Source organism: Virgibacillus halotolerans (assembly GCF_016908515.1).
Classification (GTDB): Bacteria; Bacillota; Bacilli; order Bacillales; family Amphibacillaceae; genus Virgibacillus_M; species Virgibacillus_M halotolerans.
In genome coordinates, this window is sequence record NZ_JAFBEA010000003.1 from 168686 (window position 1) to 182278 (window position 13593).

The window sequence follows — 13593 nt, forward strand, 5'->3', positions numbered from 1 at the left end:
AGGCGCCTGTACTTAAGTACAGGCGCCTTTTAAAAGTTTTAGCCTCTTGATCTTTCAAAAGTCTCGCTTTGGTCGTTTAATTTAAATTTTCTAAGCAAATTGCGAAGCGGCTCTTGGACAACGAGATAGACACCCATCGATAGGAGGATAGCCGCTATTCCATATAAAAACCCACCAATGACGTCTGTTGGAAAGTGTACCCCTAAATAAATACGTGTGATTAAAATAAACCCAATCCACGCCAGGGTGATAAAACCGACAACAAATTTCTTCCATACTTCAGTTGCCGCAAGGACAAGCACTAATCCAATCAAACCATAAAATATAGTGGTTGCGGTTGCGTGTCCACTGGGAAAGCTTTCGTTTGTCTTTTCGATGAGCTGTAGAAATGCTGGTCGATCCCGGTCAAATACCTTTTTTAGAATTTTTCCGCCGATGGCCGCGCAAAAAAGAATGGTACCACCAAACCAAAGTCCTTCCGCATACTTACGCTTAAAAAACAAGACAATGGCAATAATAATTGTTAAAACAATAACAAGTTTCATATTTCCAAGTTCAGTTATTTTCATAATGAAAGATGTTTTACCTTCCGATACAGAACCTTGAATTCGCTCAATCCATGATAAATCAAAGGAAGTAACCCATCCACTTTCAAAAAATACGCCCCAGGCAATCGTGCCAAATAATATTAAAAATAGAATCCCTATAATAAAAAAGGGCATCGTAGATAATCTCCGTGTTCTCAATTTATTGACCTTCTTTCTATATGTACTATTCATTTTAACTGATGAAAAGCTGCAGAACTCTAATTATATATAATATCATGTTTCTTTGCATAGTCATATAAGAAAAACAGACAAAATTATCACAGCTATCCATTTTAGGTTGCTGTTAATTATGTTTATCTTATTCGGATAAGAGGAATATCGGAAAAGAGTAATGTATGATGGTACTTGAATGAAAAATGACTGAATCAGTTCGATATTCGATATTACAAAGAAAAGATCAGGGAGGAAATATAAATGAAACAAGAGCAATTAATATTACGTGAGCGACCAAATGGACTTCCAAACGACCAAACCTTTGCGTTTAAAGAGGTAGAAGTTGCAGAACCGAAGAAGGATGAGCTATTACTGAAAACCCTCTATCTTTCTGTTGACCCATACATGCGAGGGAGAATGTCAGACGGACCTTCCTATGCAGCGCCTTTTCAAGTTGGAGCTGCATTAGCAGGAGCGGTCGTTGGCCAGGTGGTAAAATCAAACAGTGATCTATTTACGATTGGTGACATTGTGACAGGAACGCTTGATTTTCAAGAATACAATGTTGTGGAAGCGAGTAATGTTCGTAAGGTCAGTTCAAACGGATTAAGCCCCAGCAATGCGCTTAGTGTACTGGGAATGCCAGCGCTGACTGCCTATTTTGGTATGATGCATATTGGTGAACCCAAGAAGGGTGAAACGGTTGTTGTTTCCGGAGCGGCAGGCGCTGTCGGACAGGTTGCGGGACAACTGGCCAAAAGAGCGGGAGCGCATGTTGTAGGGATTGTGGGGTCTGAGAAAAAGGCAGCCCACATTACAGAGACACTAGGATATGATGCTGCAGTTGAATATAAAAAAGGAAATGTTGCCGGCCAGTTAAAAGCGGCATGTCCTAACGGGATCGATGTTTATTACGAGAATGTCGGTGGTGATATTTCAGATGCTGTGTGGCCGCTACTGAATGTGTTTGCACGTGTACCTGTATGTGGTTCTATCTCTTCTTATAATTTAGAAGAAGGGGAAAAAGATATTGGATTACGTGTACAGCAATTCTTAATTAAATCGCGTGTAAAAATGCAGGGTTTGCTTGTTGGAGATTTTGCAGCACACTATAACGAGGCATATGAAGCACTTGAGGGAGCTGTTTCCAAAGGTGAACTGAAATTTGAAGAAACGATTCACGAAGGATTTCATGCCATACCAGATGCTTTTCTTGGTTTGTTTTCCGGTGAAAATATCGGGAAGCAGCTGGTAAAAGTCGCAGATGAGGAATAACAATATGCAAAAGCGATGAAAGTAGCCTGATTCATTAAAAGGATCAGGCTACTTTTTCATGGGCTTCGTAATGACCATTCCAAATTTATGCATGCCAATCATCAGTATCCCAGCTGCAGATTGATCGATTCTACTGTTGAAAGGAAATGGAAGTAAATCTGATGGGCTAAAATTGGAAGGAAGACATAGCGTTGCATTAAGTTCAGTATGAAGCGGGAGGCTACCAATGCCACCCAATATTCCAGAGAAAATAAAAAAGAAGCATGCCGGCATAATCAACAAACTACTTTTAAACGCGTAGGCTTTTTTGCCCACTTTACTATATTGGTGTGGGGACAGGAGCGGCCACCAGATGATAAATGAAAGGTAAAACATTAGGAGCATGTAGCTTGTATGAATTGTCGGGTATTGTGAGAAAAGATTTAATGTTATTTGCAGATGATAGGAGAAGAACAATAAAGCGAAAGTATAAAGTGCTATATTTGATGGGAAGCATAATTTCTTGATCCAAGGTTTCTTTTGCATCTGTTGGAAAAAAGGATAAGGAATTCCTAGCAAAAGTAGTGGCGGAATTATAAAATAGTGGATACTCATGAAAAACATATGGAAACTGAATGAAAGATGACTGATAGTTGATAAGGGACTTCCCATCGTTACGTAAATAAGTAATAGGCCAATAAAGAAAAAAATGGGCTGTCTATGATAGAGCTTTAGTGCTGTAAACCTTCTTAAAAGGCTTCCATATAAACATGCTATGATCATTAGGCCTATCAGGAATGACATATTCCATTCACCACTCACAAGCATATACATAGAAAGCATGTATCAACCTCCTTTTTGGGGTCAGTCCCCCAACACGCTAAAGTGATAAAGCAATAGTGTAATGGGGGACTGACCCTCAATTATAATATGCTAGTATGTGAACTTTTATGATGAAGAGGCCTCTTTCACTTGGAAAGAGGCCTCTATACGATTAATAAGGCTCAGCGTCATGTCCTTTTTCTATGGCTTGTTCTGGTGCCTTTTCGCTATGCTCATTTCCGAGTGGGTTTTTACTTGAGCCATCTTTGACTGCATTTGCGAGTCCTTCCCGCAGACGGCGACCGTATTCCTCATCTGCCGCTTCGGCTAACGTGATCATGTTATCCTGGATGACTTGTTCGCACTCAGAAACATCACCAACTAGATTTTTAATTAATTCATCTTTTTCCCAGTCTTTAAAGGAACGAAATGTTTCACCCGCTTGCTTTGTATTATTGTTCCGTTCAATGGATTCGCGAACCAGATTACCTTCGATCTTGGGTGTGTATTCCTTTCCGGTTTGCTTGGCCTCTTCTAAACCTCCTAAACTGGATGGTTCATAATTAACGTGCGGGTTTTGGTTTGGTGATTTATCATTCTCATATCGCATAGCGCCGCCTTCTTGATTGGTTGCAACCCGCTTTTTTGCCGCATTAATTGGCAGTTGTAAATAATTACCTCCTACGCGGTAGCGCTGTGTATCTGAATAGGAGAATGTCCGCCCTTGCAGCATTTTATCATCGGAAAAGTCAAGACCATCTACAAGAACCCCTGTGCCAAATGCTGACTGTTCCACTTCCATATGGTAATTTTCTGGGTTTTTGTTTAACACCATTTTACCAACGGGTAGCCATGGGAATTGGTCTTCTGGCCATAGCTTCGTATCGTCTAGTGGGTCGAAGTCCAATTCAGGATGCTCATCATCACTCATTATTTGCACAAACAGCTCCCATTCCGGATAATCTCCTTGCTCAATTGCATCATACAAATCCTGTGTCGCGTGGTTAAAATTAGTTGCTTGAATCTCGTTCGCATCTTCCTGGGTTAAGTTTTTAATCCCTTGTTTTGGTTCCCAGTGATATTTAACCAAAACAGATTCCCCGTCTTTATTGACCCATTTATATGTGTTTACGCCGGATCCTTGCATCATTCGATAATTTGCTGGAATACCCCATGGTGAATAGATAAACGTCACCATGTGGAATGACTCCGGAGAATTGGAGCAAAAGTCAAAGAAGCGTTGGCTGTCCTGTATATTTGTAACAGGATCTGGTCTAAAGGCGTGAATCATATCCGGAAATTTCATCGCATCACGAATAAAAAAGATTTTTATATTATTTCCGACTAAATCCCAGTTTCCATCTTCTGTATAAAACTTTACAGCAAATCCCCGCGGGTCACGAAGTGTTTCAGGAGAATGCATACCATGTACAACCGTTGAAAAACGAACAAATACAGGTGTCTGTTTTCCTTTTTCCTGAAAAACTTTCGCTCTTGTATATTTGGATACTGGATCTTCACCGGCAGTCCCATAGGATTCAAAATAGCCATGTGCACCGGCTCCGCGCGCATGAACAATTCGTTCCGGAACTTTTTCGCGGTCAAAATGACTGATTTTCTCAATGAAATCATAGTTCTCGAGTGTTGCCGGTCCTCGATTTCCAACGGTTCGGATGTTCTGATTATTTGTAACGGGGTGACCTTGTCTCGTTGTTAATGTGTCCTCATTTTCGATATTTGTTTGATCTTTGTCCATTATTGATCCTCCAATTAAACATAGTGATTTCTATGTTTAAGTTGCCCGAAAAAGATAAAATAATGCCTGCTTTAATATTTCAGTGAATAAGTATTTAAAACAAAGGTTTTTTACATTTGAGTGTTGAATAAAGGAAGACAAGATACTTTAGGGGGGCGTTAATAGAAGTACAAAGATGATCCGCGAGAAAAAGATAGTTCCTACTATGTCTATGCATCACTGTTGTGAAATAAGAAATGGTTTATAGGAGGAAGGCATTTAGAAACCATCAAACGATTAGCTTAATGGTTCCGTTACTTTTTTTGGACGATTAGAAGCATTTAGTAACGCTACCCCACCAATAATTAATGCTAAACCAGCCAATGTAATAATACTAAATGGATCCTGCCATAAAAGTACACCAATTAATGCTGTTAAAGCGGTACCTATTCCTGCCCAAATACCGTAAGCTAAACTTAGCGGAACTGTTTTAAGGCATAATGATAAGCAATAGTATGCTAAGCCAAAACCGACGATGACACCAATAGAAGGGAACAAATTTGTAAATCCTTCTGACAGTTTAAGCATTGTTGTACCAAACACTTCACTTATAATGGATATTCCTAAAGCGATATAACCTTTCACGCGATTACCTCCAATTCCTTAAGGATTAATGAACAGCACTTCCCGAAAGTTGTAAAACAACAACACCAGCAATGATCAGGATGATACCCGCAAAATTTTTCAGGTTAAACTTTTCTTTATAGATGATAACACCAACTAATGCCGTTAAAGCAGTGCCTAAGCCTGCCCAAATAGCATAGGCCATGCCCAGTGGTATTGTTTTAAGCGATAAAGATAAACCATAAAAAGCGATCCCCATACCAATTACTACACCGATGGAAGGGAATAACCTTTTAAATCCGTTGGATACGTTCAGCATTGAATTACCAAATACTTCACCAACGATGGCTATTGCTAAAATCATGTATGGACTCAAGGTGTATTCCTCCTACTTCGTCATATTGATCAATTGCTGGATTACCTTTTCACGTGACTTTTCATCCAATGGTGCTATATTAAATAGTTCTGCGTAATAAAGGCCATCTATAGCTAAGCGAATAATAGCCACTGTTTCAGAATCTATACTATCTTTTTCCATTTTGCTTTGTATATGCTGATAACCATGGGACATACTTTCTGAGAGTTTTGGGTCTAATGTAGAAGCGGCCATTATCCCCACATTTAACGCAGCGTTATTTTCCAAATCCCATTTGACCGCTTCAATATATGCACGACTCCATTTACCTTTCTCTACAGGATCCTCCTTAGCATGCGCTTCGGTTAGTATAGTAAATTCTTCGAAAGTATACTGCGTTAATCCCATTAATAATGCCTCTTTATTTGGAAAGTGGTACAATAGACCACCTTTACTAATACCTGCTTGTTTTGCAACGGCATCTAGCGTTAGTTTATTAAAATTATTTTCGAGAATGAATACTGTTGCAGATTTTAAGATATGCTGCCGCTTGATTGCAGATTTTGATTTCATATGTTTCACTCCTAACAAAACCGTCTAGATGGTCTTTTAGTATACTATACCGTCCAGACGGTCTTTTTGTCAATCGAAGACGAATCACCTTTGGATTTAAACGGTTTTACGATTTCCTATTAAAAAAAGGTCAGGACAAGCCTTTATAGCTTGTCCTAACCTTTTTTCTAATTATCAGCGGAATCGTCTATTTGATAAGACCCAGCATCTTCTCCATAGTACCGGTTATAACGTTGCTTGAACTTTCCATATAAATATACGACAATGACTTTTATTATCGCATAACCAGGAATACCGAGAATGACACCAAGGATCCCGAATAAATTTCCGCCTATAAGTAGTGTAAACATAATGGTTAACGGATGGATCTTCATCGTGTGGCCCATGATATTTGGTGAAATAAAATGACCTTCAGAAAATTGTACAACTGCCCAGACAATAGCTAATTTTACGAGCATAAATGGTGAGTCTACTAAAGCAATAATAATCGCTGGCGAAATAGCAATGACTGGACCAAGGTAGGGAACAACGTTGGTTATGGCAGCTATTATTGCCAGTGTGATGGCATAATCCAGCCCGATAATCAGGTATCCAAGATATAAAAGAACACCGATACAAGTGGCAACGAAGATCTGGCCACGAATATAAGAACCTACTTGCACGTCCATGTTTTTCAGGATGTGCTCTGTGTCATTTCTAAATTTGGGTGGTACCAAGCCTAAGCAATAATCTTTGAATTTAGCACTATCTTTTAACAAGAAGAAAAGTACAAATGGAAAGGTGAATAGCGCAACAATGACATTGGTCAGCGTACTGGCAACACTCATGACACCTTCGTAAGCACCGCCTATATAATTGTTTATCGAATTTGGCAAATCACTCATGGTTGATGTAACCCATTTATATCCTTCGTCATAATAAGAGCTTAAAAAGGAATTATTCATCAACGCCTCTATCCTATCTCCCAATTGTTGCAAATAGATGGGAATTTCAACAATCAAATCATTGATCTGCTTTTCTATAGAAGGTGCGATCAGAAATACAAGACCAGTTATTAGTCCTCCGATACCCAGGATAATAATGACGATCCCCCATATCCGCTTAATATGCAACTTTTCCAGCAGATTGACAATTGGATTCATGATATAATAGACAATGAATCCAATGATTATTGGTGCTGAGATGGTGGAGAAGATCACAATAATCGGATGAAAAATAAAAGAAACCTTATTGAAAATAAAAATGGTGATACCAATAAAGATTAGTGCGGTTAAGACGAAGATTAGATCGCGACCGCCCAGAAACTTGATAAAACGGGTAGGTTGCTTCATAAGGTGCACTCCTTTACAAGTTATTCTTTAATGATCAAACCCAATAACCGGGAAAAGCCAATTGCCTGATCGGAAGAAACTTCGCATCCCTTCAAATCCATCCATGTAACGTTTAACTGCTCAAAAATACAGTTGCTTAAATCGATTCCTTTTAAAGGTGTATTCGCGAAGTTAGCTTCATTAATCGCGCACTTATCAAATTGTAATTTTTGAAAGGTGCATTCGTAAAAATCGCTATTTTCAAGTGAGCACTCGATGAATTTCACTTGCTTTAGTTTTGCGAATCCAAAAGCACTCAAATTGGCATGACAGCCATTAAATAAAACATTCCCAAGCGTTGCTTCAGAAAGATTAATCCCTAGCATTTTGCATTCTTGGAATTCTACCCTGTGAATGATGCCAGCGCCAAAGTCAGCATTGGATAAATCACAATGGTCAAAGATGACATCGGTTAATTCGATATTTGAAAAAGATACTTCTTCAAATATAACATTTTTAAAAGTAACTTGATCAAACACCAATCGATTTGCTGTTTCTGCAGAAATAAAGCAATCCTTTATCAATGCACCGCTATAATAGGGATCTTCTTCTGTAAGTTGAAACGCTAATTCAGGTAAATGGTGCGGCATTTTGGGTTGTTGGATTTTAAAATTTTTAGCCATTGTCTATTACACTCATTTCTTGTCAGATAAATTGGGAATATGATCCATTATCTCATTGATTGTGAAGAAAATACAAGTGATAATAGAGGAGAATGCCTAGGAGCTGTTTCGATTATCCAGAATGGACAGAAAAATCTATTTATACATAAATTAGTACCAGCTCATAATACATTGTGGTAAAATAATATAAACAGTAAGATGGAATCACTTTTGCTCTGGGCGGAAATATAAATTTTATATCAAAGGATTGGCAAATGCCAAGTGTTCTAATATAGGAGATGAATGTATGTATACTTTTTCAGCCAATGTTGTAAAAATCTTTTTAAACTTATTTGGTAGCATAAATAGATACCGAAAGGAAAATATACCACAATCAGGCGGGTTCGTTATCGCTTGCACGCACACAGGCTGGGTTGATATATTATGGCTCGGTGTTTCCGTGCTGCCGATGAAAATCCATTACATGGCAAAAAAAGAGTTATTTCAATCCCGCCCGCTTAAATGGTTGATGCAGAAGTTGAATGCATTCCCGGTGGATCGGGAGAATCCCGGACCAAGCACGATAAAAGTTCCAAGGAAATTACTGAAAGAGGGTAAAATAGTAGGTATTTTCCCAAGCGGAACGAGAACGAGTGAAGAAGTTCCATTGAAAAGGGGTGCCGTTACGATCGCCAGCAGTTCCAAAGCGCCAATTTTACCAGTTGCTTATGTGGGGCCAAATAATTTCAAAGATCTCCTCAAACGGGTGAAACCACGTATTATTTATGGTACACCACTTTATTTGCCGGAAGATCTTCCGAAAAAGGAAGCAATGGACGTCATGATGGAAGAGCTGAACAAGGCATTAAATGATTTACAGGCGGAATTGAAAAGTAAATAAAAAAACACCGTGTAGCATATGCTGCACGGTGTTTTTTTAAATTAAGACTGTTTTATAAAAGTTTGGTCTGCACCAAAGGTTCATCCTATTGAGAAGATTTAATTATTTAAATATATCAAACATTAGCTATCTACTTTTATGATGGTTGATTGGAGCGGAGGGCAGTCGACTCCAGCGGGAAAAGCAACAGCTGAAAATCCCGCAGGAAGCGGTTTTGCTTCCGAGGAAGTTGAAGCGTTGCCCGCGGAAAGCGACTGCCCACAGCGGAAATCAACATACCCTTACGTCGCAGGTTATAGACTTTGTGATGAAGTTACAAAACACAATATCAGCGTAGTGTGTTTCCAGAGCGATGATATGTTACGTCACAGTTTCTATCAACTGCAAGAATTAAAAAGCAACAAAACTCACTAAAAAAGTGAAAATTACGAGGTTACTTATTAGCAAGCAAATGGATAGGAACCGTTTGTAATGGAGCTGACTGATAAGCCTTAATTAGGCCTTCGTCGAAGATCCTTTCTTTCCGTACACTTTTCTGTTTGAGTTTAATGGTTAAATCATTTAATAAAGGGGATTCATTCATTTTGATTGTTTCCTCATTCAGCCAGCTGAGTTGCATTTTACTTTGACTAAAAACATGCAGTGCAGGAGAAAGAGAGATGCCATCACGAAAGAATGGATGCACATTACCCTTTGCAACGTTAGGTTCATTCAAACAAAGATACAATGACAAGTTGTCACAAAGCTGCAGTAGACCATAGTGAAAATCAAATGCCTGTTGGTCAAAATCTGGAAAAGCTGCAATGATCCGTTGCTGACGCTCTTTTTCCTGTTTAACAAATGCTTGTGATTCGTTCGCATTATCATGCAGTAGGAATCTTGTGTAATGCTCGCTGCATAACAATGCCGCATAAGCATCCTGTTGTTCCACCACATCAATGCCATGCTGGTAGAGTACGACCTTTGCTGGTGTCGGGAAATCAATAAAAGTATAGGGCGCTTGCTTTTCGTCGTTCCAAAAAGGTTGTGTGTCAAATGCCTTCCAGCCAAAATCATGCATGTAAATGGCGTACATGACGGACTTCCGAAACGCCTTTCCATTGAGAAAATCTTCACGAAAATTATTGATGATCTCTGCTGAAATATGTGCGTGATTATCCTGTTCGATCACGATAAATGTGTTGGAATGTTCTCTAACGATCATGATAGGTCACCCTTTCTTTTCTTTCAGCATATCATTGTTATCTGATAAATAAAAAAAGATGCCCATAAAATGGAGCATCTTCTAGTTAAACAAGCTTATTAAATTTTAGTCGCTTATTCAAAGCATACATAATCGGAATGCCAATTGCCATGATGGTAAACTCACCCACGGCAGTTGTTAGCCAAGTGAAAAGAAAAGGTAATTTAAAGGCTAAATTCAACTCATATGCAATGATGAACATATTAAATGTAAAGACCAGTGTGCCGGCGGTCATTAGTGCGATCGTATTTTTAATATATCGCGCCAGTAATATAATGATCAATAAAGAAATAACCGACTGTGCCACGCCAAAGATCAGATCAAGCATACCTAACGGCGAAAAAAGATTCGTGATTAGCACGCCAAGTATGATTCCGAAAAAGTACTTTTTGTTAAAGACAACCAGATGGTTAAACATTTCTGGAATCCGAAATTGGATATTTGAAAACATGAGCGGTTCACCAATCAGTGAAACAGTAATATACAATGCTGCTATCAGCGCATTGGTAACCAGTGTTTTTATATGCATTATCATTCTCTCCTTAGTTTTTTTGCGTGGGAGGCTTACGAACCACGTCTATCTGAAAGCCATAGACTAGTATAATACAAAACAGTTGGAATAGGAAGTTGCTTTAAAAAGTATAATAGGTTGGAATTTCAATATCGGTGACTACAGCGATATGATGAAAGGATGTGTATTGATAAATGTAGGTGTTACTGACCTTGTATATACGATTTTACAAAGTTAACAAGAGACCGTGTCGTGTGTTCCCTATGCAACAGGGTCCCTTTATTTAACTGGATAGGATCATACTATACTGCAAAAAGTCACAGATTTATCATAACTATTTCATTGAAAGTATAAGGAAAGATGCTATACTTGTGTTGTAATATGTTAAATATTGTTAGTGAATAACATAATGTCATAAAGAATATGTTAAAGGATTATAGTGAAGGAAGGGGGGAGATATAGGTGCTGCGTGCTGAAAGAGAGCGGGAGAGTGGGCTTTGTTCAATAAATGCGGAGACAAATAAGTATGAAATGAAAACGATACATAATAAATTAGCAGTCCAGGCTATGATGTTGCTACTTATTGGTTTATGTCTCTTATTCGTTTGGACGCCAGTTGCTGAAGCGCATTCGAGTTTACTGGAGTCTGTTCCGGGAAATGGGCAAGTGTTAGATTCCTCCCCGTCTTCGTTAATACTTCATTTTAATGAGCCTGTTGAGTACGATTTGGCAACAATTACGGTTTATGACTGGAATGGAAGTCCCATTTTAATCGAAAATCCAAAAGGGGAGCATGAGCGGTCCAAGGATTTGGAAGTGCCGATGCCTGAGTTGGATCAGGGTACATACACCGTCAAATGGGATATTGTTTCCTTAGATGGTCATCCAGTAAATGGATCTTACATATTCGCGGTAGGTGAGGCGACAGAGGGAGCAATTCAACCTGCTGATAAGGGGAAAGACAATCCTTCATTTCTTGTTATTGCTCGTACCATCGTAGAAGGATTATTACTGCTTGGGGCTGGTTTGTATTGGTTCTCTTGGTTTGCTGAGAGACGTGGTTTGCCTGGTATTAAAACTGTTTTTAGCAAAGGACGTAGTATCCTGGCTATTATTTTAATCGTGGGCACATTAGCAGAACTGGCTGCCTATGCGTTTACACTTCCGTCAGGATTAATACAGACGATAACCGGTGGCAGATGGGATTTATTATTTAACTTTCCGTTTGTTATCATGTTATTTGTTCAGTTATTTTTAGTCATTTTACTGTTTATTCCAGGAATGGTTCGTGGATGGTATTTGTTCATGTGGATGATGCTAGCTGCTGTTCCGTCCTTTGGCGGACATGTATGGAGCATGGAACACCCTTATATTGCACTGATTCCGAGGATCTTTCATCAACTGGCTATTGCTTTGTGGCTCGGGGCCTTATGCTATCTGATTCTGGTACTTATACATAATCGGAAACAGAAAAGGGATATGCCGACAACGGGATTTCGAGGCTTTTTTGTAACACATGTAGCGATAGCATCAGGTTTGGTTGTTGTTAGCGGGATTATCATGGTTTATCTCCAGACTGGATGGACTGCAGTCTTTACGGATTGGGGAAACTGGAGTACGATGCTGCTTGTTAAAGTTATTCTAACCGTGCTCATGCTAAGCATTGCTTTGTTCCAGACATTAAAATGGCGGAAGCAGCAGATCTTTTCAACGCCAAGGTTGATTCGAATAGAGTGGATCGCAGGACTGGTTATTATTTTATTTGGTGTTTGGATGAGCCAATCATCTTATCCACTACCGGTTAAGTCATACGTAGATATTCTCTCATCAGGCAATGTCCAAGCTGAGGTAGTAATTAACAATCTGCAGCAAGGTGAGCAACAAATGACAATGAAACTCCCGGACGAAGATGGTGATATGCCGGACCAAGTGACAATTGACTTGTCCATGCCCGAACATGGTATGGGAGCAAAGCCTGCTACAGCAGAACCAACGGATTCCGGCGATTACCAAGCTAAACTGAATTTCTCCATGTCGGGTAGCTGGGAGTTTGTGATTCATGCAGAATATCCTAATGGTGAATCAAAAGAGTGGAAAGATAGTATATTTGTTACTGGTACAGGAAATTGAAACAATAAAAATAAATGATAGAGGGAATTAAAGGAGGAACATACCATGTTCAATATGAGAATTGGAATGTCATTATTATTCGCTATTGGTTTGCTTTTTTCTGTCGCTACGGTTGCGGAGGCACATGTCACAGTGAATCCGTCAGAAAGTACGACAAATGCGTACGAAAAATATACGATTCGTATGCCAGTAGAGAAGGACGTCAACACGACAGGCTTAGAATTAGAAGTTCCAGATGGCGTCGATTTAGTTTCTGTGTTGCCAATGGAATCATGGGATTATGAGTTGGAAGAAGATGATGACGGACGTATTACTTCCGTTGTTTGGACCGCAAAGGATGGGGGCATTAAACCGAATGAATTTATCGAGATTTCCTTCATTGGAGCCAATCCATCTGAACCAACAGAAGTAAGCTGGAAGGCTTTGCAGACTTATGAAGATGACTCTGTTGTGGAATGGGTTGGAGCACCTGATTCTGATGAGCCGGCTTCTGTAACTGAGATTGTAGAGGGAGATACAGTTGCACCTCATGGACATGGGGCAGATCATGAAGATAGTGAGGCAGATGAGCCCACACAGAAAAGTGAAGATGACGCTGCATCTACATCATCGAATTGGATTCCAATCAGTATTGCAAGTTTAGCGTTGTTACTCGCATTAATTAGTCTATTACGTAAAAGGTCTTAAATATAAAAAAGGACTATGCTGCAAA

General features: G+C 39.3%; 14 protein-coding genes and 1 riboswitch. Of the genes, 4 read left to right on the forward strand and 10 right to left on the reverse strand.

Annotated features, from left to right (window positions below):
- Positions 1–38: 38 nt before the first annotated feature.
- Positions 39–746 (reverse strand): phosphatase PAP2 family protein, encoded by a 708-nt coding sequence (locus JOC34_RS09535; protein WP_205136528.1) that lies wholly within the window; start codon positions 744–746, stop codon positions 39–41.
- A gap of 276 nt (positions 747–1022) precedes the next feature.
- Between JOC34_RS09535 and JOC34_RS09540 the strand changes: the two genes are divergently transcribed.
- Positions 1023–2036, forward strand: coding sequence for an NADP-dependent oxidoreductase (locus JOC34_RS09540; protein ID WP_205136529.1), 1014 nt, complete (start codon positions 1023–1025; stop codon positions 2034–2036).
- A gap of 48 nt (positions 2037–2084) precedes the next feature.
- Here JOC34_RS09540 and JOC34_RS22235 read toward each other — a convergent pair whose 3' ends face one another.
- The 7 genes from JOC34_RS22235 to JOC34_RS09575 form a co-directional block, all read right to left on the reverse strand.
- Complete coding sequence (locus JOC34_RS22235) at positions 2085–2858, reverse strand: cytochrome c oxidase assembly protein (protein ID WP_205136530.1); 774 nt, start codon at positions 2856–2858, stop codon at positions 2085–2087.
- A 151-nt stretch (positions 2859–3009) separates the two neighbouring features.
- Complete coding sequence (locus JOC34_RS09550; RefSeq protein WP_205136531.1) at positions 3010–4593, reverse strand: catalase; 1584 nt, start codon at positions 4591–4593, stop codon at positions 3010–3012.
- 276 nt (positions 4594–4869) lie between these two features.
- Complete coding sequence (locus JOC34_RS09555) at positions 4870–5217, reverse strand: SMR family transporter (RefSeq protein ID WP_205136532.1); 348 nt, start codon at positions 5215–5217, stop codon at positions 4870–4872.
- 25 nt (positions 5218–5242) lie between these two features.
- Entirely contained in the window at positions 5243–5572 is a 330-nt protein-coding gene (locus JOC34_RS09560) for a DMT family transporter (protein WP_275577691.1), read from the reverse strand.
- 12 nt (positions 5573–5584) lie between these two features.
- Positions 5585–6124: a TetR/AcrR family transcriptional regulator gene (locus JOC34_RS09565; protein WP_205136533.1), complete on the reverse strand. Its 540-nt coding sequence runs from the start codon at positions 6122–6124 to the stop codon at positions 5585–5587.
- 167 nt (positions 6125–6291) lie between these two features.
- Positions 6292–7455, reverse strand: a complete 1164-nt coding sequence (locus JOC34_RS09570; protein WP_205136534.1) for an AI-2E family transporter — start codon at positions 7453–7455, stop codon at positions 6292–6294.
- Between the two features lie 20 nt (positions 7456–7475).
- Positions 7476–8117, reverse strand: coding sequence for a pentapeptide repeat-containing protein (locus JOC34_RS09575; RefSeq protein WP_205136535.1), 642 nt, complete (start codon positions 8115–8117; stop codon positions 7476–7478).
- Positions 8118–8403: 286 nt separating this feature from the next.
- On the opposite strand from JOC34_RS09575, the gene JOC34_RS09580 reads away from it, so the two are divergent.
- Positions 8404–8997 (forward strand): lysophospholipid acyltransferase family protein, encoded by a 594-nt coding sequence (locus tag JOC34_RS09580; protein ID WP_205136536.1) that lies wholly within the window; start codon positions 8404–8406, stop codon positions 8995–8997.
- A 433-nt stretch (positions 8998–9430) separates the two neighbouring features.
- Here JOC34_RS09580 and JOC34_RS09585 read toward each other — a convergent pair whose 3' ends face one another.
- The gene (locus JOC34_RS09585) at positions 9431–10201 is read right to left on the reverse strand and encodes a DUF3891 family protein (protein ID WP_205136537.1); all 771 of its coding nucleotides are present in this window, start codon (positions 10199–10201) and stop codon (positions 9431–9433) included.
- Between the two features lie 85 nt (positions 10202–10286).
- A complete protein-coding gene (locus JOC34_RS09590) occupies positions 10287–10769 on the reverse strand; it encodes a QueT transporter family protein (RefSeq protein WP_205136538.1) in 483 nt (160 codons plus the stop codon).
- 7 nt (positions 10770–10776) lie between these two features.
- A riboswitch (PreQ1 riboswitch) is annotated at positions 10777–10821 on the reverse strand.
- Positions 10822–11213: 392 nt separating this feature from the next.
- Here JOC34_RS09590 and JOC34_RS09595 point away from each other — a divergent pair.
- Together JOC34_RS09595 and JOC34_RS09600 are read left to right on the forward strand one after the other, a co-directional pair.
- Entirely contained in the window at positions 11214–12881 is a 1668-nt protein-coding gene (locus JOC34_RS09595; RefSeq protein ID WP_205136539.1) for a copper resistance protein CopC, read from the forward strand.
- A 45-nt stretch (positions 12882–12926) separates the two neighbouring features.
- Complete coding sequence (locus tag JOC34_RS09600) at positions 12927–13568, forward strand: YcnI family copper-binding membrane protein (RefSeq protein WP_239544239.1); 642 nt, start codon at positions 12927–12929, stop codon at positions 13566–13568.
- Positions 13569–13593: the final 25 nt, after the last annotated feature.